Source organism: Winogradskyella vidalii (genome assembly GCF_013403955.1).
GTDB classification, from domain to species: domain Bacteria; phylum Bacteroidota; class Bacteroidia; order Flavobacteriales; family Flavobacteriaceae; genus Winogradskyella; species Winogradskyella vidalii.
In genome coordinates this window covers 305,546-327,068 of record NZ_JABFDG010000001.1, presented here as the reverse complement: position 1 = coordinate 327,068, position 21,523 = coordinate 305,546, and the positions used below count along the sequence as shown (strand labels likewise).

Genomic DNA, 21,523 nt, shown 5'->3' with positions numbered 1-21,523 from the left:
AAACCTCTTTACGAGATACTTTTCTTAATTTATTTTTCAATTAGAGATTTAATAAAATCTTCTGATATCTCTGTAAAATCATTAAATACATAATCCGCATGACCTAAAACCGATTTGCTACCAATACCTATCGAAATCATATTCGCTGTATTTGCAGCTTCAACACCTGCTACAGAATCTTCAAAAACAATACAGTCTTCGGGCTTCATATCAATCTGCTTTGCTGCGATTAAGAATACTTCCGGGTCTGGTTTTGCTTTAGTAACATCGTTGCCATCAACTATTGCATTGAAACTTGATTTTAGATTCACCCGTTCTAAAATAGTTCTGGCATTTTTACTGGCCGAACCTAAACTAATAGGTTGTTTGTTGTCTTTTAAGAAGCTTAAAACCTTAGGTACATCTGGTAAGATTTCGCTTTCATCCATTTCAGCGATATAACTTAAGTACTCTTCATTTTTTTCGCCCATGAGTTTATCAAACAGGTCTTGGGAAATGGTTTTATTTCCCCAGGCTAGTATTTTTTCTAAAGAACGTACTCTACTAACCCCTTTTAGTTGTTCGTTTTCTTCCTCAGTAAAATTGATATCTAAATTTTTAGCGAGCTGTTGCCATGCTAAAAAGTGATATTTTGCAGTATCAACAATGACACCGTCTAAATCGAATATGAATCCTTTTTTGCTCATTTTTTTAATTTTGAATGACGTCATCAACGTCTTTTACTTTTGATACTAATGCTGCAGCGATTAAAAAACTAACCCCACTCATCACTAAAGCAAATATGGCTTGATCACCATAAACATACTTTATAAGTGGGCCACCGATGAGTGCATTAATGATTTGAGGAATTACGATGAAGAAATTAAAAATCCCCATATAAACTCCCATCTTTTTAGGTGATATAGATCCTGCTAAAATAGCATAAGGCATAGCTAGAATACTTGCCCAAGCAACCCCAACACCAATCATAGAAACAATAAGCCAATCTTCATTTGGCATAATATAAATGGAAAGCATTCCGAGGCCTCCAATAATTAATGAAATAGAATGTGTGCGTTTTCGGCCTATTCTTTTAGCGATATAAGGCAGTGCAAAAGCATAGAACGCAGAGACAAGGTTGTAAATACCAAAGAGAATCCCAACCCAATCGCCAGCATCTTGATAAGTAGAACTACTACTATCTGTTATTGGTAAACCATAAATATGTTGTGCAATTGCTGGTGTAGCAAATACCCACATTCCAAAAAGCCCAAACCAAGAAAAGAATTGCACCCAACTTAATTGGCGCATGGTGGCTGGCATTTTGGCAAAGTCTTCAAAAATATCTAACAGGCTTGATTTTTCTTCTTCAAGAATTTCAACACTATCAGTATTATGATGTTCGTTTTCAAACGCGTGCAATTCTTCAGGAGAATATTCTTTGGTGGTAAAGACAGTCACTAAAATAGACGCAATTAAAATCACGGCTCCAATAATAAATGACCAAATTAAATTTGACGGTACAACACCGGCCACCGTTTCGTTTGAAACACCAAACCAGTTTGCCAAAGCATAAGGTAACCAAGAACCAACAACAGCTCCAAAACCTATAAGTGCGGTTTGAATACTAAATCCTGCGGTACGTTGATCAGTTCTTAAATTATCACCAACTAAAGCCCTGAAAGGTTCCATGGCTATATTAAAAGAGGCATCCATAATCATTAACATTCCTGCGCCAACCCATAAAGCTGGTAAGAATGCAATAAACATATCTGCCTGTGGCATTAACACCAAGCCTACAGATGCTAAAATAGCACCAACTAAAAAATAAGGTTTTCTTCGGCCTAGTTTTCCCCAGGTTCTATCGCTGTAATAACCTACAATAGGCTGAACGATTAATCCCATAAGGGGTGCAATAATCCAGAACCATGAGAGTTCGTGAACATCTGCTCCAAAAATTTGTAGTATTCTACTTGCGTTGGCATTTTGAAGGGCGAAACCCATCTGAATTCCTAGAAACCCAAAACTCATGTTCCAGATTTGCCAGAAACTTAATCTACGCTTTTCCATTAAATAGTATATTAATATTAATACTATTCTGACAAGCTTAGCTTATCAAAACTTTCTTTTTCTTGTGAGAAGTGAAAATATAAGTTTTGATTTATGCCACAAAGATATAAAAGATTTTAAAACGGCAATGTTAAATTTCTATTTGGTTGATTCTCGCTCTATTAAATCGGTTGTAATTACAACGGTTTGAAACTCCTCGTCAGCACTATTAAACTCACTTTCTAGCTTATTTATCAGCAAATGCGCTGCTTTTTCGCCCATAAGTTGTGCATGTTGGCTTACAGTTGTTAGACTTGGCGTTGCATGTTTTGAGAGCACACCATCAGTAAAACCAATGACTTGAACATCATTAGGCACACTAAATCCTAGTTTTCTAGCCACTTTCATGGCTAATAAAGCATAAATTTCGTTTACCGCAAATACACCATCTAAAGATTTGTTAGCTATAAATAGTTGTTCAATTTCATTTTCTAACTCGTTTAGGTGTTTTTCATAATCTAATGAATCATCTATTTTAAGAATTAACTCCGCTTTGGGTGTCATTTGATGTTCCACTAAAGCTTCAAGATAGCCTTGAGTCCTCAATTTACCCACACTTACATAATCGTTGGTAGTAATTAAGGCAATAGATTTACATCCGTTATCTATTAATTTTTCAACGGCTGTTTTAGCACCATTAAAATCATCAACGATAACTTTATCACATTTTATTTCTGAAACCACACGATCAAACATTACAATAGGCATACCCTGCGTCATGGTTTCATTAAAATGATGGTAATCTTGCAACTTTAAAGTTTCTTTAGACATAGACAATACAAACCCATCTATACTGCCATTGGCTAACATTTCCATGTTTATGACTTCTTTTGAAAATGACTCATTCGACAGTCCTATAATTACATTATAACCTCTTTGATTCGCAATAAGCTCTACACCGCTAATGACTTTTGAAAAGAAATGATGTACAATTTCTGGTATAATAATCCCAATAGTATTAGTACGTCTATTCTTAAGACTCAAGGCAATATTATTAGGCTTGTAATTATAGAGTTTAGCAAAAGCCTGAACTTTTTGTTTGGTGTCATCACTTATTTCAGCACTATTTCGTAATGCTTTGGATACCGTAGAAATAGATACGTCAAGTTCTCTAGCTATTTGTTTTAAGGTAATTTTTCGTTTCATGTGGGTAATTCTATTGTTTTTTGGCGTTCACTGGGTGCATCCATATAATCACGCTTTGGTATCGAAATTTAATTAGGGACGTATTAATAGTGTATATCTACTGTTTTTCAGCAGTAAAACAGAGCATCCATATTATCATTTACTAATGTATCAAAATTTATTTATCAGTGGTACCATTTGGTCATATTTATCTTTTCTAATGCATACTAAAACTACTGAAAAAATTAACGAAAAAAGCAAACGAACACAATTCAACAATCACTTTAAAATTTCTGAATTATTAATTATCGTACATATTTATTGAAATATGCTCAAATTTTAGCTAATATTCTGCAAATGTTAATATTTTAGGAAAAGTTTTTAACACGAAAACGTTTTCGTGACTTTCGTCATGTAAATTAACCTTCCAATCATATTAAATTTACCTAGATTTAACCCGAGAAGTGAAAATATAAATCTAAACAACTAAGCAATTAACTTAAATATATTGTATGAAAACAGTTTTAAATGCTTTACTAATCTGTCTCGTAATGCTACCGGCAACCTTGATGGCGCAGACTACCGCATCAGGTACAGTTACAGATAAAGCAAACGCCATGCCTCTACCTGGCGTAAATGTTATAATTAAAGGAACTTCAAGAGGAACCGCAACGGATTTTGATGGTAAATATTCGATAGAGTTAAGTGAAGGTGAAGTCCTTGTTTTTTCTTATGTTGGTTATACCGCACAAGAGATTAAATTTGTTGGTCAAGCTATTATTGATGTGGCCATAGAAGAAGATGCAGCTCAATTAGATGAAGTTGTTCTTATTGGTTATGGATCTACGACAAAACAAGATGCAACAGGTGCTGTTGAAAAAGTAGGTGACGAAGAATTTAACCGTGGTGCTATTGTAGCTCCTCAACAACTTATTTCTGGTAAAGCTGCTGGTGTACGTGTGACATCAAGTGGTGGTGGAGCAGGTGAAGGTGGAGAGATTAGAATTCGTGGTGGTGCTTCTTTATCTGCTACAAATGACCCTCTTATTGTAATTGATGGTTTACCTATTGATCAAAGAGGTGGTGCACAAGGAAGTAGAAACGCATTGAATGCTATTAACCCAGCAGACATTGAAGATTTTGTAGTTCTAAAGGATGCTTCTGCAACAGCCATTTATGGTTCTAGAGCGTCTAACGGTGTCATCTTAATTACAACTAAAAAAGGTAATGCTAATCAACCTCTTGAAATTGAGTATGGTTTACAAGTTTCTACTAGACGTGTTACAAATACTGTTGATGTATTAACAGCTTCAGAATACAGAGCTTTGGCCTCAAACCCAAGTTTTGATTCTTCTACTTTAGGAGACGCAAACACAGACTGGCAAGACAAAATCTATACTACAGGTACAGGTGCTATACACAACGTGACGGTATCGAAAGGTTATGAGCACTCTAATTTCCGTGTTAACTTTAATCATGCATCACAAGAAGGTGCTCTTGATGATCTTTATGAAAGAAACGGTGTAAATGCTTCTTTTGTTCAACGATTATTAGATAACGATTTAAAATTAACATTTGTAGGAAAGGCAATTCAAGATGAATATGCTTATGCTGATTCTGGAGCGATTAGTGCTGCAATTCAGTTTGACCCAACACAATCTGTAAGAGATGATAATGGTAATTACACACAATATGGTACCACTGCTAACTTAGCACCAGTGAATCCTTTATTTTTATTAGATACTTATGAAGACAGACAAACTATTCAACGTGTTATTGCTAACTTTAATATCGATTATAAACTTCCTTTTTTAGAAGGTTTATCTTTTAATTTAAATGCAGGTATTGACTACGCTGAGAATGATGGTCACAAATTTATAGCAGCAAATCCTAATAATTCAGGAGGATTTAGTACTCAGGAAGTATCAAATGGTTTAAATAGAAATACATCTTTAGATTTTTATTTAAACTATAAAAATGAAATCGAATCTATTAATACAAAAATTGATCTTACAGCAGGACATGCCTTTCAAGAATTTTATATTGAAAGCTTTTTTGATAGAACTACAAATACTAATACAACACAAACAGATATCAATAGAAACGCTTTAGAATCTTATTTTGCAAGAGCAAGTTTTGATATTGCAGATAAATATTTGATTTCTGCTAGTTTTAGAAGAGATGGTTCTTCACGTTTTAGTGAAGATAACCGTATTGGATATTTCCCAGGAGTTTCTTTAGGTTGGAAAATGATGAATGAAAGTTTTCTTGAAGACTCATTCTTTTCAAACTTAAAATTAAGAGCTGGTTGGGGAGTTACAGGTCAGCAGGAAATTGGTAGTAATTATGGATACTTAGGTGTATATACGCCATCTAGAAATAATGCTGCTAACATACAAATTGGAACCACACCAACAGGTGAGCCAATATTTGTATCAACGTTACGTCCTGAAGGATTTGATGAAAACTTAAAATGGGAGGAAACTACTCAGTACAATTTAGCTTTAGATTTCGGATTCTTTAACAACAGACTTACAGGTACTATTGATGGTTACTACAGAGAAACTGAAGATTTACTATCTAGTGTACCAGTACCTGCAGGAGCTAACTTAACGGATATTCTATTAACAAACGTTGGTGCTGTTACAAGTAAAGGTTTAGAATTATCTTTCAATGGAATTATTTTCCAAAAAGAAAATTTTGGATGGGATACTAATTTCAACATTACGTTTCAAAAACAAGAAATTACATCTCTTAGTTTAAATGACGATCCTGATTATTTTATACCAACAGGTGGTATTAGTGGTGGTGTAGGTAATCAAATTCAAATATTAAAACCAGGTTATGATCCAACTACATTTTTTGTTTTCCGTCAGGTTTATGATAGTGATGGAAACCCTATTGAAGGTGCTTACGTAGATATTAACGGAGATAACCAAATTACAGAAGCAGATAGACAAGCATATAAAAAAGCTACTCCTGACGCATTTATTGGTTTCACTAATAACTTTAGATATAAGAACCTGGATTTAAACTTCACTTTTAGAGGTAGTTTTGGAAACTATGTTTATAACAATAGTGCTTCTGATCGTGGTAATTTAAATGCTGTTGTAAATCAACCAAGTTATCAAGGTAATGCTCATGCTAGTTTACTTGATACTGGTTTTACAGGTCAAAATTTATTTTCAGACTTGTATATACAACGCGCAGACTTTGTAAGATTAGATAATGTTTCTATCGGTTATACTATTCCGTTCCAAAAAATGACATTAAGAACATCATTAACAGCAACAAACCTGTTTGTGATTACTGAATACGACGGGTTAGATCCTGAAATTTCAAGTGGTATTGAAAACAATTTTTACCCGAGAACACGTGATATTGTTCTAGGCTTAAACTTTTCTTTCTAAAAAAAATGAAAAATAATTATATAAACAATAAAGCTATGATGTTAAGAACAATTAAAAGTATTTTAGTTGTCTTCACTCTTGCACTTTTTGTGCAATCTTGTGAGGACCGACTAGACTTACAACCAGAAGACAGTCGTCTTACTGGAGAAGCAGCTTTTGAAGATCCAGAATCTTACCAACAATTTCTAGCGAAAATTTACGCTGGTATTTCATTAAGTGGACAAGAAGGTCCTGCAGGTTCAGCCGATTTAGCTGGATTAGACGAAGGGTTTTCCAACTACTTAAGATTGTATTGGAAAATGCAAGAGCTAACAACAGACGAAGCTCTTATTTCTTGGAACGATGGTACAATTCAAGATTTACACGGACAACAATGGACTGCTGGTAATGAGTTTATCAGAACTATGTACAGTCGTTTAATGTATCAAGTAGCATTAACAAATGAATTTTTACGTCAAACTACAGATGGTAAATTAAATGACAGAGGTGTTAGCGACGAACTAAAAGCAGAGATTCAAACTTATAGAGCAGAAGTTCGTTTTATGAGAGCTCTTACTTATTGGCACGCTATGGATTTATATGCAAATCCTCCTTTTATAACTGAAAACGATCCTATTGGTGCATTTTTACCTCCTCAAATTCAAAGAGCAGATTTATTTGAATATGTAGAATCTGAATTGTTAGACATCTTAGATGATTTACCAGAACCAAATGCAAATCCTGTTGAATATTATGGTAGAGCAGATAGAGCTGCTGCATGGATGGTACTTGCTAAAATTTACCTTAATGCAGAAGTATACACAGGAACACCTCGTTACACAGATGTTATAACTTATACTAACAATATTATCGGTGCAGGTTACTCAATTCCAAACACTCCTTATGCTTATTCATTTTTAGCAGATAACGATTCTAACGGAGCTCAAAACGAAGTTATATTCACAATTCCTTATGATGGACTTAGAACTCAGGTTTTTGGAGGAATGACATTTATAACACATGCAGCTGTTGGTGGATCAATGACACCTGCAGATTTTGGAATTAACGGAGGATGGGCTGGTCTTAGAACAACTCCTACATTAGTAGAACAGTTTCCTGGTGAAGAAAATTCTAATGATGGTAGAGCGTTATTCTATACTGATGGTCAAAACAAAGATATTACAGACGTAAGTACTTTTACAGAAGGTTTCGCTATATCAAAATACAAAAACGTAGATATTAACGGTAATCCTGGTTCAGACAGTTCTGGAGACCATACTGATATTGATTTTCCAATGTTTAGGTTAGGTGATGTCTATTTAATGTATGCTGAAGCTGTACTTAGAGGTGGTGGAGGTACCATGAGTAATGCTGTTACTTATATTAACGAACTTAGAGGTCGCGCTTATGGTGATACTAGTGGTAATATAACAACTACAGACTTAGATTTAGATTTCATTCTTAGTGAACGCTCTAGAGAATTATACTGGGAAGCTCATAGAAGAACAGATTTAATCAGATTCAATCAATTTTCTAGTAACGGAATTTGGCAATGGAAAGGTGGTATACAACAAGGTACAACTACAGAATCTTTTAGAGATGTAATGCCAATACCAGCAACAGATTTAGGGATCAACACCAACTTAGAACAAAACACAGGATACTAATTAACACGAACAATAAATATGAAAAAATTATCAATTTTAGGCCTTTTCATCTTTGCCTTAATAAGTTTTAATAGTTGTGAAACGGAAGATGACATTGTCTTCACAACACAAGCACCTGAAGGATTTGTATTTACAAATTCAATATTAGATTCTTATGTACTTACATCAAGTACTTCAAGCAACCTAGGTGAGAGATTCACATGGACTAGTGCAGATTTTGGTGTACCAACAAACGGATCTTATGAATTACAAAGTTCTATATTAGGAGATTTTACAGATGCTGCTATTGTGAATACAGCAACAGATAACGAAATCGCAATGACTATTGGTCAGATGATGAGTGTTGCAACTGAAGCAGGTTTAGATAATGACCCTGATTCTCCAGAACCAAGTACTGGCTCTTTTTCAGTAAGAGTAAGAGCTCTTGCAGGAGATGCTGGTGGTGCAGACGATGTATTCTCTAATGTTTTAATTATTAATGTAGAATTATTAGAAGGAAGTGGATCTGGTAATAGCGGAATTGAACCTGCTACTTGGGGTGTCGTTGGTGATGGTTATAATGCTTGGGGTGATGGTGGTCCTGATGGACAGTTCTACACTACAAGTGAAGCTGGTGTGTTAGTAGCTTACGTAACCTTAATAGATGGTGAAATTAAATTTAGAGAAAACAATGCTTGGGATAGTGATCTTGGTGCTGGTGAAGCTGAAGGCAGCTTAGAAGTTGGTGGAGCAAATATTCCTGTAACAGCAGGAACTTACAAAATTACAATGAACACTAATGAGAATACATACACAATGGTAGACTATTCTTGGGGTGTTGTTGGTGATGGCTATAATAATTGGGGTGAAACTCCAGATGCTAAATTTTATTACGATTACACAACGGACACATTTAAAGTGGATGTAAAATTATTAGATGGTGAGGTTAAGTTTAGACTTAATAATAGTTGGGATGTAGAATTTGGAGGAGACAACATTCCTGTTACTGCTGGTCATTATTCTATCTCAATAAACTTAAATGACAATTCTTACACCCTTGAAGAATCTGATGTTTGGGGTATTGTTGGTGATGGTTATAATGCTTGGGGTGAAACTCCAGATTTCTCACTAACACAAATTCAACCAGACGTTTACGTTGGTGACATTGCTACATTTGTAGATGGTGAAATTAAATTTAGATTAAACAGTGCTTGGGATACTGATTATGGTGATAACGGCGCAGATGGCACTTTAGATGCTGGTGGTGAAAACATTGCTGTAACTGCAGGGTTATACCGTGTACAAATGGATGTTGCAAACGGCACTTATATGCTTAACAAAATTCAATAAATAGGACCTAAACCCTATAACCTAAAAGGGCTGATTTACTTCAGCCCTTTTTTTAAAAAATAAAATGATGAAAAAAATTTACTTATTAATGCTCTCTTTTAGCATTTCGTTATTTGCCTTCTCACAAGTTACTATTAGTCCAAACCCTTTTGAAGTAGATGAAAGCATCACAATTACGCTTGATATTACGAGTACAGCTTCCGATTGTAATGGCTTTAGCAACCCGAGTAAAGTGTATATGCACTCCGGAATTGGAAATAGCACTGACGCGTTTGGTTTTGGTGTTGTAGGAAACTGGGGAGAAGATGATGGTGTTGGAGAGATGACCAACCAAGGTGGTGGTATATATTCTATCACTTTTGTACCTGAAACTTATTATGGCTTAAACGCAACTCAGGCCGCCAATGCACTTGCAATGGGTATGGTTTTTAGAAATGCTGATGGTAGTCAAGAATTAAAAGCTAATGGTTGTAACGACTTTATTTTTGATGTTGGTACATTTCAAGTTAGCTTAACAGCACCTTCTACTACGACAGAAATTATTAATTCTGGAGACGACCTAAGCATTTCAGCTACTAATATTGGTGGCAATGCAAATTATACACTAAGCGCTAATGGGGTTGTAATTAACACCAATAATGCCACAAGCAATTACAGTTATGTAGATACTAATATAACTGAAAACAAAAATTACGAACTTACTGCTGAGCTAAACGGCACGTCAATTACAAGAACATTTAATGTCCTTATAGACCCCGGCTCAAACATTGGTATTATGCCAACCACTTATGAAGATGGTATTACTTATATTGATGATAATACTGCTGTTTTAGTATTGTATGCGTCTGGTAAGGATTTTGTTTATGTCGCTGGAAGTTTTAATAACTGGCAACCCGATGTCTCTTATGCTATGAAAAAAGACCCTACTAGAAATAGTAAATTTTGGATTGAATTAACGGACTTAACACCTGGTCAAATAGAAACCTATCAATATTGGGTAGTCGATGAAACACCTGCTGCTAATTCACCTGTAATGGTCAAAACAGCAGACCCCTACTCTACTTTGGTTTTATCGCCTTATGACGATCCTTATATTCCGGCAACAAGCTACCCTAACTTACCAGCATATCCTGAAGGCCAAGAACGTGAAGTTACCGTTTTAGAAACTGGTCAGACACCCTACGATTGGCAGGTGACCAATTTTACAAAGCCAAAAAAGGAAGACTTAGTTATTTATGAAGTATTGGTAAGAGATTTTGATTCTAATCGTAATTTTCAAGATATTATAGACCGTATCGATTATTTCAAAAACCTCAATATCAATGCTATTCAGCTGATGCCAGTAATGGAATTTGAAGGCAATGAAAGTTGGGGTTATAACACATCTTTCCATATGGCATTAGATAAATTTTACGGTACAGAAGATAAACTCAGAGAACTTGTAGATGTTTGCCATCAAAATGGTATCGCTGTTATATTAGACGTTGCACTTAACCATGCTTATGGTAGAAACCCAATGGTTAGAATGTGGATGAATGATCCCGAACAAGATGGTTGGGGAAGCCCAAATGCTGAAAACCCATATTTTAATGAAACAGCAAGACATAGCTATAGTGTGGGTAGTGATTTTGATCATTCAAATGCAAGAACAAAAGACTATGTAAAACGAACCATAGCACATTGGGTAGAAGCATTTAATATTGATGGCTTTCGATGGGATTTAACCAAAGGATTTACTCAAAATTGTACTGCTAGTGATGAAAGTTGTACTAATGGCTACCAACAAGATCGTGTAGATATTTTAAAGGAATATGCTGATTATTCGTGGTCTTTAGATGATACACACTATGTTATATTTGAGCATTTAGGTTCAGATAACGAAGAAAAGGAATGGGCCAATTACCGTCTCGATGAAGACAAAGGCGTTATGATGTGGGGAAAAATGACAGATCCCTATAATGAGCTTACTATGGGACAAGATGGCGATAAAAATATCGATAGAATTGGCCATAATGCGCATACAGGGTTCAACGCTCCTAGAGTAGTTGGTTATCCTGAAAGCCATGATGAAGAACGTTTAATGTTCAAAAATTTAGCCTATGGAAATACGAGTAACTCATCGCACAATGTTCAAGATTTAAATATTGCACTTTCTAGAATGTCTGCTTTAGGCGCTATATCTACTATGGTTCCTGGTCCAAAAATGATTTGGCACTTTGGCGAACTTGGTATGGAGAATTCTATATTTACTTGCAATGATGGTTCTACAAATTTTGATGGTGATGAAGATGGTAGTGGTGATTGTAAATTAGATACTAAGCCTCAACCACAATGGACCAACAATTGGTTGACTGATGCTCTTAGAGGACAAATCTATGACGATTGGTCTAAATTGCATAAATTAAAAATTGAAGAACCCGTTTTTGAAGGTGACTATACCATAAGTTCAGGAGATTTAACACCGAGAATTGAGGTGTTTGATAATTCAATTTCTAATTCTGAATTGAATTATGTTATTATCCTTGCTAATTTTGATGTTACTAGTCAGTCTATTACTACTAATTTTCCAAGTGGTGTCACCTCAACTTGGTATGATTTAATGGATGCCACAGGAAACACCACAGTAAGTAACACGGCGAGCAGCATTACAATTCCCGCAGGTCAATTTAGAATTTTAGGAAATCAACCTACCAATGTATTAGGTGTTGAAGACCAAGTCTGGGCAAGCTTTAGTATTTACCCTAACCCATCACAAGCATCATTTAGTATTAATGCTAATGTTACAAATGTTGAAATTTATGATTTAAGCGGTAAAATGGTTAGATCTTTCAATGGAAGTTATTCAAAAACAGACAGTTTTGATATTTCTTCATTAATTTCGGGAATGTATATGGTTAAAGTACAAAATGATAATAACCAAACTTTAACTACTAAATTGATTAAAATGTAACTAGTAGCTGATAGTTTTTAAAATTAAAAAAGGTGCTCCAATTGGGCACCTTTTGCTTTTATATATTAGTTGAATTATATAAAAGAAGACTTACTATAGCCAAACATTTTTGCTGGCGATAATCCAGTTATTTCTGAGATTTTAATTTTAAAAACATCATTAGTGGTAAGCTCCATTTTTTCTGATTAGCATCTATCGACTTGATAGATTTCTCCTTTTTAAAATTCGAATAGTTTAAAGGCTGCCAAACGGTTGGGTTAATTGCTGTATTTTTCATAGCGTATTGTTTTTTAATCATTTAGAACTACATATGTAATCTCTCTGGTACAAAATTCGGAAGTTAGAATCGATAAAAATATCACGCGTTTATCGAATATGTATGTTATATTAACAACACGCTGATTACCAAATCAATATAGAACAGTTAACTGATAATACCGTAAATAATACGATTTATAGAAATCTAATGTTTTATGTTTATTTCAAAAAAACGACTTAAAAAAACAGGAGTAATAGATTATACAGAGACACCTTATAACATTTTAAAGCAACATCTAAATCTTTGTAATTCATAATTCCATATGAATTAAAGTAACTCCTTTAATTAGAGTTTTTCTTAAGTTTTTTCTGTCTGTAAAGTAATATTGCTATAGCAATTATAGCACCTGAAAATGCTAAAGAAGCACCTACTAATGACGACGAAGTTACGCTATAACCATATGCAATTGGCAAGCCTGCTAAATAAGCGCCCATGGCGTTTCCCATGTTAAAGGCACTTTGATTCATTGAAGAACCTAACATCTCTGCACCTTTAGCAGTATTAATTATTGCCATTTGTATTGGTGTTGATATACTAAACGCAATCAGCCCTATTAAAAATGTTAATACCAAGGCCAAAATAGCATGTGATGCAAAAAATGAATTTATAAGTAAAATAATAGTCATGCCCAAAAGGCTAATCATAACAGAGCGCAACGGCGTAAAAGCATCAGCCATTTTTGCACCTAAAAAGTTCCCCACAAACATTCCTAAACCAGCAATAATCATCGCATAACTCACTACATTATCAGAAAAAAGTGCTACATCAGTAAGTAAAGGGGCAATGTAACTATACCATGCAAAAAAACCTCCTGTACCAATTGTTGTTAGTGCAATTAATGCCCAGAGTTCTGGATTTTTAAGGCCTTTTTGATCATCACTTAAAGGTTGTTTTTCTTCTTTTTCAAATTGCGGCATCCAATAAAAAATGCTTACTAAAGTTAAAACACCTACAACACCAACCATAATAAAAGACGCACTCCAATGGTATTGATTTCCTAAAAAAGTTCCTATAGGTACACCAATAACATTCGCCACTGTTAAACCCGAGAACATTACAGCTATAGCTTGTGCAGACTTTCCTCTTCTAGCTAATTTACCAGCTATAACAGCACCAACACCAAAAAAAGCACCATGCGGAAGCCCAGATAAAAATCGCATTACCAACAGCATATTATAGTTGGTTGAAAATGCAGAAAGGGTATTAAAAATTGTAAACCAAGTCATAAGCAATAAAAGCATACGATTTGGTGATAATTTATGACTAAAGCTTGTTAGTAATGGCGCACCAACCACAACTCCTAAGGCGTAAGCAGAAATAAAATGACCTGCTTGAGGTATAGAAATTGCTAATGAATTGGCAACATTAGGTAAAATACCCATAATCACAAATTCAGTAAGCCCTATCCCAAAACCACCAATGGCTAAGGATAATAATGCTTTTTTATTGGAAAATTCATTCTTCATAGCAATTTTAAATTTCCGAATAGTAGTATGCAAATTTCCATACAATTACTTAGTCTCACCACTAGTCACTTATCACATATCTATACGTTTTTAACCTTGTTAATATTTATCTAAAATTTAGCTGTTAATTTAGTATAGAAAATAAAACAAACATAAAAAACAAAGCACCAACAAGTTACCTTAGATTTTATGCATTAAAGATGTTTAAGGGCATGATTAGACTTGCTCTTGATTAAATTCTAAAATATCTTTTGAATTGAAACCAATATGAATTCTGTCTTCGATATTTTTAGCTTGTGTCATAACGGTTAATTGCTCGCCAGATTCAAGCTTTAAAAGTAACTGAACCGAATCGCCAAGTTCAATCTTTTTAATCACTTGGGCTGTGGTGATATATTCACAATCAAAATTTTCGGAAGACGGGTTGACTTTAATTTTTTCATTTCGGATGGCGTGGCAACAGGTTTCATTTAAAGGACACTGAAAAGCATTCTGAATGTTTTTATTAATGTGAACCGTGCTTCCAAATAAGGAGGCCACATATAAAGTGTTCGGCTTTACATATAAATTTGCCGCAGCATCTTTTTGAACCACTTTACCTTTTTGTAATATCAAAATTTCATCAGCAACAGAAAGGGCATCTTGGGTATCGTGGGTAACGAACAACACCGTCACTCCTGTTTTTTTTATAATATCGAAAACCTCATTTCGTAGTTGCATGCGCAACATAGCATCGAGATTACTAAAGGGTTCATCCAAAATCAGCAATGAAGGCTTTGGTGCCAAGGCTCTTGCTAAAGCTACACGTTGCTGTTGTCCACCAGAAAGTTGATGAGGATAACGTTTTTCCATGCCGCTTAAACCCACTAAATCTAACATTTCTTGAGCTCTAACCTTCTTATTTTTTAATTTTGAAATGCCGTATAAAATATTATCCAAAATGGTTAAATGCGGAAAAAGCGCATACTCCTGAAAAACCAAACCTATCTTTCTTTTTTCAGGTTGAACAAATTTATTAACCGAAGCAATCACTTTATCTGCTAACAAAATACTTCCGTTATCCGGACGTTCGAGTCCAGCGATTAAACGAACCAAGGTTGTTTTTCCACTACCACTTTCACCAACAATAGCGCAAACATCTCCAACTTTTAAATTAAAAGTCACGTTGTCTAAAGCGTAATTCTTACCCTTATCAAAGCTTTTAGAAAGTGAATCTATCTTTAGCATTCTTATTTTTTAATTAATAATTTATTTAAAAATATCACCGGAATCATAGCGGTAAAGATAATGAAAAGTGATGGTATAGAAGCTTCCATAACCATCTCGTCACTGGCATATTCAAATGCTTTTACAGCGAGGGTATCTATATGATAGGGTTTTAAAATTAAGGTTAATGGCAGCTCTTTCATAACATCAATAAACACTAAAATAACCGCACTAAACACGCCTGTTTTAATCAATGGAAATTCAATTTTAAAAAAGGTTTTTAGGTTTCCAACACCTAAAACTTTTGATGAATCCGGAATGGAATTATCAACTTTTAAGGCTGTAGATTCAATAGGGTTATAAGCTACGGCCAAAAAGCGTACCGCATAAGCATAAAGTAGCGCCATTAATGTTCCATTAATAATTAGACCCGAATCAATTCCGAAGTTACCCAACACCTCAATCAACCATTTGTCTAATGCTAGGGTGGGAATCATGATTCCAATAGCAATCACAGCTCCTGGAATCGCATAACCCAAAACTCCAACTCTAGCGACATTTTTAATAGAACGTATGTTGCTCCATTTTGAAAAATAGATCAACAAAAGCGCAAAGAAAACAGTAAGCACAGCAGATGAAATGGCGATGCCGAAACTTTGTAATGAGATTATAAGGAACTGCATATCAAAAACGGTAGATGCCGTTAAAACAGCCCAATACATTAACTGAGCTACTGGTAAAATAAACCCTAGAAGAACCGGCAAAAACACCATTGAAAAAATCATCCAACGTACCGAACGCTTTGGTATTTTTCTCTGCAGTTGCGTACTATTTGTTTTTGACGATGTAAACTTCATTTTTCGTACTTGCCATTTTTCAAACAGAATTAAAGCAAAAACAATTACAATTAATAATGCCGATAAATACACGGCAGTTTCTGGCTCTTCTAAAGAAAACCACGACCTAAATATTCCGGTGGTAAAGGTATTAACACCATAATAACTCGCGGCACCATAATCGTTTAGCACTTCCATTAACACTAAGACCAATCCGGCTACAATCGCTGGCCTCGCTAATGGTAGCATCAATCTAAAAAAAGTTTTTCGTTCACCAACACCCAACACTTTTGACGCCTCCAAAAGGTTATTCGCCTGATTAAGAAAAAAAGCTCTTGCGCTAACATAAACATATGGGAATAGAGAAATACTTAATACAAAAGCGAGTCCTGCTCTATTCATAATATCGATTCGTATAAAATCGAGATTTAATTGCCGAAATAGTAAATCTAGACTGCCGCCATAATCGAAAATTCCAGCATAAGCATAACCTACAATATAAGAAGGAATAGCAAGTGGCAAAATTAATAACCACTCCATTTGTTTGCGAAACATAAAATCGAAACGTGACACCAACCATGCAGAAGACACGCCTAAAAGCAAAACGAGCATACTACAAAAAAGAACGAGATATAATGAATTCCAGATATATTCTGGCAGTAAATACGTCACAATGTGGCTCCAAGTTTCTCCAGGTCTTGAAAACAGCTCTACACCAATTGATATAATGGGTAATGCCAAGAAAAAAACAATGGCCAGTGTAAGTACTGACCATCTGTTACTATCTCTTTTTAACCTTTGTAACCTTGTTTTTAAGGAAAAAGGGTTGCTATTATTTCCATCCAGTTTCATCAAAAATCAAAACGGCGTTTTTATTATTTTCTCCTAAGGCATTGAGTTCTAAATTATCTTCCTTAAAATCACCCCAATCCTTAATATCTTTAACAGGCTCAACACCTTCTAAAACTGGATATTCGTAATTAGCTTCCGTGAACACTTGTTGTGCTTCTTCACTAATTAGAAATTCAATAAATTGAATGGCATTTGCTTTATTTGGCGCATATTTAGCAACACCAGCACCACTTACATTAATGTGTGTTCCTCTGTTCTCTTGATTTGGAAAAAACAAGCCTATTTGGTTAGCGACTTTTACTTCTTCTTCATCTGGTGAATTTAGCATTTTACCAATATAATAAGAGTTTACAATTGCCAAATCCCCTTCTCCAGCCACTACAGCTTTTACCTGATCTCTATCCGATCCTTTTGGCGAACGTGCCATATTAGCAACCACACCTTCTGCCCAAGTTTTAGCAGCTTCCTCACCATTATTAGCTATAATCGACGCCATTAATGATTGGTTATAAATATTTGAAGATGATCTCACTAATATTTTCCCTTTCCATTTGTCTTCAACTAAATTTTCATAAGTTGATAAATCTTCAGGGGATACTCTATCTTTTGCGTAAGCTATAATTCGTGCGCGTTTTGTTAATCCGAACCATTGGTTATCGGCATCTTGTAAATGTGCAGGAATGGCGTTTTCTAAAATTTCAGATTCAATACTCTGTAACAAACCTTGATTTTTCGCCCGACTTAATCGTCCAGCATCAACCGTAATTAAAACATCGGCAGGCGATTGCTTCCCTTCCATTTTCATTTTCTGGATTAACTCATCAGCACTGGCGTTTATCACTTTTACTTTGATACCCGTCTTATCTTCAAACATTTTAAAAATATCCTGGTCTGGTTCATAATGACGATGTGTATATACATTGACCACCTGTTCTTTAGGTGGTGTATCTAATTCAGAACCATCTTTTTTCTTATTATCGTTTCCACAAGCAACTAATAAAGCAAAAGTGGCTATAGCAAATAATTGTTTCTTCATTATATTTCTGTTTTTCAATAAAAACAAATATAATAATTTAGAATGGATACAAATAAGAAGGTCGCAGCTAATATTATAAATTAAGAAAGATTTAAGGGTTTTAGGAATAGAACCTAGAGCATCAATAAAAAACTTAATTTTAAGTTAAAACATGGTAGAATTTTATTGCCTTTAAATGACATTAAAAAAAAGCCCGACTTAAAAGCCGGGCAGTTAATTTTACTTAGGATTAGCAATTAGATAACTACTACTATTTAAATGGATATTACCAAACATATCCGTGACTCTAATTTCTATAGTATGTTGCCCTACACCTAAATTTGCAGGAATCCCACCTCGCCATATATGGGTGCTTTCAACAGCATTACTGCCTCGTCTACCCGAAAATAATTCAGGAGCTAAATCCCATTCATAAACAGAAGACTCATAACTTGGATCTTGTGTTTTAGTATATCTCATTGTCTTCCATTCACCTTCATCAACACGATACTCTACAAGATCATTTTCACTTCCCATAAAGAAGTTAACATATACTCCCGAACGACTTCGCTTACCTTTAGCGACAACTTTTGGATGAAACACTTCCATTTGATAATCTTCAGGTTTACCTGCCACTTTATAATTTACATTATATTGATTACCGTTAAAATGAATATAGGCATAACCTTTTGGCGTTCCATCTCTCATTGTTGCAAATGGCACACCTTGATTATCTAACTTTCCTGAATACCAATCTCCAGAAGTAGTCCCTACATTATAATGATGATGAGGTTTTTCTTGTAACCAACCTTCTTCTTTTCCAAAAAAATCTTGTCGTTGAATATGGGTATGCGCCGATAATGAAAGCGTATTAGGATAATCTTTTAGTAAGGCGAATAAACTATTTCTATCTTCATCTCTAAAAGTATCTCCGCCTGTTTCGGAAATAGGAATATGAAATGCTACTACAATCAAATGATCTCTTGGTACAAATTTTAAATCATTTTCAACAAAATTTAATTGATCTTGTCTTAGCCCACCCCAATATCCTTTTTGATCTCTAGGATCTGGATAAATTACATTATCTAAAATGATAAAATGTACTTTACCAACATTAAAGGCATAATCTGCCGGACCGAAATGAGCTTCGTAAGTCTCATCAGACAATTTATCTAATTCTACATCAAAGTTTAAATCGTGGTTTCCTAATAAATTATACCAAGGAATACCAACGGCTTTCGTCGCTTGTATGTAAGGGTTAAAAAGCGATAAATCATCACCAACTAAATCACCTAAACTCAATCCGAAATTAACACCTTCTGTATTCTCTAATTCCGCTACAATACCTTGTGCGAAATAATCTACTTCTTGTTGTGTATACGGCTGCGGATCACCAAAAATTAAAGCTGTAAATTCATCATTTTCTTTCTGAGACACCAAACCAAAATCAACAGACTTTGGTAGTTTCCCTGTTGGGTTTACACCTTCAAACTTTGTTTTAGGTGAACCTTCCGGTTTATGATTATAAAAAAACTGCGGTAAATTATTTTCGTCTACAGGAACTTGATAATCTCTCGGCTTAATAACTGAGATAATTTGATCTGTTCCTAAAGGTAATTCATACTTTCCTTTTTTATCAGTTAATACAACTTGCTCTCCATTGGTTACTGCAACTTGAGCAATTCCTTTTTCTTTTCTTTCTTTAGTTCCATTTTTGTTTATGTCTTCAAAAACATAACCTTTAACACTGTCTTGTGCTATACTATTTTGCGTAAAAGCAAAACAAATACAACAAGCTACTAATAGTTTTTTCATCTTATATCGTTTTATTAAATTATTGATCCCACCAAACTTTCACATTAATCTCATCACCACCCATATTATTTACAGCCTCTTCATAGTTTTGATAGTTTCTATCTGCAGCATCTAGAGGATAATACAAGCGAGAAGGCATTTCTTGGTTATTAGACATTGCTGCTGTTGTTGGCAGAACAGGCAAATCTGTTCTACGATGTTCTAACCAAGCTTGATAGTCTGTAAAGAAAAGTGCAAAATATTTTTGTAACATTATGCGATCTAAAGTACCATTATAAGCCGTTGCCGGATTATCAAAATAATCTGTAGGAAATTCTACACCCCACATTTCAATAGCTGCTTGCACGCCATTATTATAATGTTGTTCTGCATCACCAGAGTAGCCTCTTTGTGCTATTTCTGCTTTTATAAACTCTACTTCAGAATAGCTAATCATAGGAATAATTAATGGAGCTTCCGCTAAACTGTTTAGCACGTTTGAGGCCGTTGCTATACTATCTGGTAAGGATTCATTGATATAATCTATTGGTTCTCCGATATAACCATAATCTTCATTATTTAATCCATTGGCTGTCCCCGCGTAGATAGGTCGTCTTGGATCTTCGAAGTCATTTAGTTTATCTATAAAAAACTCAGAATAATACCTAAAGGTTCCAAAATCTTGGGGTCTATCCCATGGAGAAAGTAATGGAGCAACACCAGTAATCTTTAAAACAGCTTCATCATCACTCCCTGTAAACACAGGGTATTGAGTAGGGTTATTTATTATATCTACCATTCGAGCAAAAGCATTGGTCTCTGACCTATTAGATATTCTAAGCAGTAGTCTTAAGTGAAGTGAATTGGTGAATTTCTTCCATTTAAGGACATCATTTTGAAACAAAATATCTTCGACATAAGGCATCGCTACCTCTTCATCATAGATACTATTAGCATACTCTAAATCTGAAAGAATTTGTGTATAAACCTCCTCTTGAGGTGTAAATTTCGGATACCAGTTTCCCTCTTCCGCTTGCAAAGCATCATCCATAGGTACGTCACCAAAACAATCGGTAAGCATAGAAAGCGCGTAAGCCCTTAAGGTTAAGGCTATTGCTTCATAATTAGGTAGCTCACTACTTAAAGCGGCTGCTTCCATTTCTTTTAGGTTATTTAATTGCGCATAATAGGTGTTCCATGTAGAAGCTCCAATATTCTCGGTAAAATCATATAAGAATGGTACATTGATGTAATCATCTGTACGCATAAACATTTGGGTTACCGGTGCATTGACACTTCTAAATTGTATTGCATTTCGCCTTGCCATTTCATAAACAATTGGATTAAGTGCACTACCTGCAGTAATTTCTGTTAATTTATTAGGGTCTGTATTTGTCTTTTCAAAATCGGCAGTGCAAGACCACATTAAAAGCACAGTCAAAATTGGTAATAAGCTATATTTAAGTGTTTTCATTTTATCTTTATTT

14 protein-coding genes are annotated in these 21,523 nt (G+C 34.8%); 4 read left to right on the top strand and 10 right to left on the bottom strand.

What is annotated here, in order from left to right; all coding sequences use genetic code 11:
- Nucleotides 1–29: 29 nt before the first annotated feature.
- From pgmB to HM982_RS01270, 3 genes are all read right to left on the bottom strand, one after another.
- A complete protein-coding gene (pgmB, locus tag HM982_RS01280; protein WP_179351312.1) occupies nucleotides 30–686 on the bottom strand; it encodes a beta-phosphoglucomutase in 657 nt (218 codons plus the stop codon).
- 4 nt (nucleotides 687–690) lie between these two features.
- Nucleotides 691–2,049, bottom strand: coding sequence for an MFS transporter (locus HM982_RS01275; protein WP_179351311.1), 1,359 nt, complete (start codon nucleotides 2,047–2,049; stop codon nucleotides 691–693).
- A 138-nt stretch (nucleotides 2,050–2,187) separates the two neighbouring features.
- Nucleotides 2,188–3,234 (bottom strand): LacI family DNA-binding transcriptional regulator, encoded by a 1,047-nt coding sequence (locus tag HM982_RS01270; protein ID WP_179351310.1) that lies wholly within the window; start codon nucleotides 3,232–3,234, stop codon nucleotides 2,188–2,190.
- 491 nt (nucleotides 3,235–3,725) lie between these two features.
- On the opposite strand from HM982_RS01270, the gene HM982_RS01265 reads away from it, so the two are divergent.
- The 4 genes from HM982_RS01265 to HM982_RS01250 all read left to right on the top strand — a co-directional run bounded on the left by HM982_RS01265 (nucleotide 3,726) and on the right by HM982_RS01250 (nucleotide 12,548).
- The gene (locus HM982_RS01265; RefSeq protein ID WP_179351309.1) at nucleotides 3,726–6,623 is read left to right on the top strand and encodes a SusC/RagA family TonB-linked outer membrane protein; all 2,898 of its coding nucleotides are present in this window, start codon (nucleotides 3,726–3,728) and stop codon (nucleotides 6,621–6,623) included.
- A 5-nt stretch (nucleotides 6,624–6,628) separates the two neighbouring features.
- A complete protein-coding gene (locus tag HM982_RS01260) occupies nucleotides 6,629–8,269 on the top strand; it encodes a RagB/SusD family nutrient uptake outer membrane protein (protein ID WP_246296551.1) in 1,641 nt (546 codons plus the stop codon).
- Nucleotides 8,270–8,287: 18 nt separating this feature from the next.
- On the top strand, nucleotides 8,288–9,598 hold the full coding sequence (locus HM982_RS01255) for a SusE domain-containing protein (RefSeq protein ID WP_179351308.1): 1,311 nt from the start codon (nucleotides 8,288–8,290) through the stop codon (nucleotides 9,596–9,598).
- 64 nt (nucleotides 9,599–9,662) lie between these two features.
- Nucleotides 9,663–12,548: an alpha-amylase family glycosyl hydrolase gene (locus HM982_RS01250; protein WP_394354335.1), complete on the top strand. Its 2,886-nt coding sequence runs from the start codon at nucleotides 9,663–9,665 to the stop codon at nucleotides 12,546–12,548.
- A 127-nt stretch (nucleotides 12,549–12,675) separates the two neighbouring features.
- On the opposite strand, the gene HM982_RS01245 is transcribed toward HM982_RS01250, so the two are convergent.
- From HM982_RS01245 to HM982_RS01215, 7 genes are all read right to left on the bottom strand, one after another.
- Complete coding sequence (locus HM982_RS01245) at nucleotides 12,676–12,825, bottom strand: hypothetical protein (protein WP_179351306.1); 150 nt, start codon at nucleotides 12,823–12,825, stop codon at nucleotides 12,676–12,678.
- A gap of 323 nt (nucleotides 12,826–13,148) precedes the next feature.
- Nucleotides 13,149–14,333, bottom strand: coding sequence for an MFS transporter (locus tag HM982_RS01240; protein ID WP_179351305.1), 1,185 nt, complete (start codon nucleotides 14,331–14,333; stop codon nucleotides 13,149–13,151).
- 216 nt (nucleotides 14,334–14,549) lie between these two features.
- Nucleotides 14,550–15,560, bottom strand: coding sequence for an ABC transporter ATP-binding protein (locus HM982_RS01235; protein ID WP_179351304.1), 1,011 nt, complete (start codon nucleotides 15,558–15,560; stop codon nucleotides 14,550–14,552).
- 2 nt (nucleotides 15,561–15,562) lie between these two features.
- Nucleotides 15,563–17,227, bottom strand: coding sequence for an ABC transporter permease (locus HM982_RS01230; RefSeq protein WP_179352347.1), 1,665 nt, complete (start codon nucleotides 17,225–17,227; stop codon nucleotides 15,563–15,565).
- On the bottom strand, nucleotides 17,208–18,263 hold the full coding sequence (locus HM982_RS01225) for a Fe(3+) ABC transporter substrate-binding protein (protein ID WP_179351303.1): 1,056 nt from the start codon (nucleotides 18,261–18,263) through the stop codon (nucleotides 17,208–17,210). The genes HM982_RS01230 and HM982_RS01225 overlap by 20 nt, the downstream gene beginning before the upstream one ends.
- Nucleotides 18,264–18,482: 219 nt before the next feature.
- Nucleotides 18,483–20,057, bottom strand: coding sequence for a calcineurin-like phosphoesterase C-terminal domain-containing protein (locus tag HM982_RS01220; RefSeq protein WP_179351302.1), 1,575 nt, complete (start codon nucleotides 20,055–20,057; stop codon nucleotides 18,483–18,485).
- A gap of 19 nt (nucleotides 20,058–20,076) precedes the next feature.
- Nucleotides 20,077–21,510, bottom strand: coding sequence for a SusD/RagB family nutrient-binding outer membrane lipoprotein (locus tag HM982_RS01215; RefSeq protein WP_179351301.1), 1,434 nt, complete (start codon nucleotides 21,508–21,510; stop codon nucleotides 20,077–20,079).
- Nucleotides 21,511–21,523: the final 13 nt, after the last annotated feature.

Coding starts and splice junctions, on each gene's coding strand:
- pgmB (WP_179351312.1), bottom strand. CDS start 686: ATGAGCAAAAAAGGATTCATATTCGATTTAGACGGTGTCATTGTTGAT.
- HM982_RS01275 (WP_179351311.1), bottom strand. CDS start 2,049: ATGGAAAAGCGTAGATTAAGTTTCTGGCAAATCTGGAACATGAGTTTT.
- HM982_RS01270 (WP_179351310.1), bottom strand. CDS start 3,234: ATGAAACGAAAAATTACCTTAAAACAAATAGCTAGAGAACTTGACGTA.
- HM982_RS01265 (WP_179351309.1), top strand. CDS start 3,726: ATGAAAACAGTTTTAAATGCTTTACTAATCTGTCTCGTAATGCTACCG.
- HM982_RS01260 (WP_246296551.1), top strand. CDS start 6,629: ATGAAAAATAATTATATAAACAATAAAGCTATGATGTTAAGAACAATT.
- HM982_RS01255 (WP_179351308.1), top strand. CDS start 8,288: ATGAAAAAATTATCAATTTTAGGCCTTTTCATCTTTGCCTTAATAAGT.
- HM982_RS01250 (WP_394354335.1), top strand. CDS start 9,663: ATGATGAAAAAAATTTACTTATTAATGCTCTCTTTTAGCATTTCGTTA.
- HM982_RS01245 (WP_179351306.1), bottom strand. CDS start 12,825: ATGAAAAATACAGCAATTAACCCAACCGTTTGGCAGCCTTTAAACTAT.
- HM982_RS01240 (WP_179351305.1), bottom strand. CDS start 14,333: ATGAAGAATGAATTTTCCAATAAAAAAGCATTATTATCCTTAGCCATT.
- HM982_RS01235 (WP_179351304.1), bottom strand. CDS start 15,560: ATGCTAAAGATAGATTCACTTTCTAAAAGCTTTGATAAGGGTAAGAAT.
- HM982_RS01230 (WP_179352347.1), bottom strand. CDS start 17,227: ATGAAACTGGATGGAAATAATAGCAACCCTTTTTCCTTAAAAACAAGG.
- HM982_RS01225 (WP_179351303.1), bottom strand. CDS start 18,263: ATGAAGAAACAATTATTTGCTATAGCCACTTTTGCTTTATTAGTTGCT.
- HM982_RS01220 (WP_179351302.1), bottom strand. CDS start 20,057: ATGAAAAAACTATTAGTAGCTTGTTGTATTTGTTTTGCTTTTACGCAA.
- HM982_RS01215 (WP_179351301.1), bottom strand. CDS start 21,510: ATGAAAACACTTAAATATAGCTTATTACCAATTTTGACTGTGCTTTTA.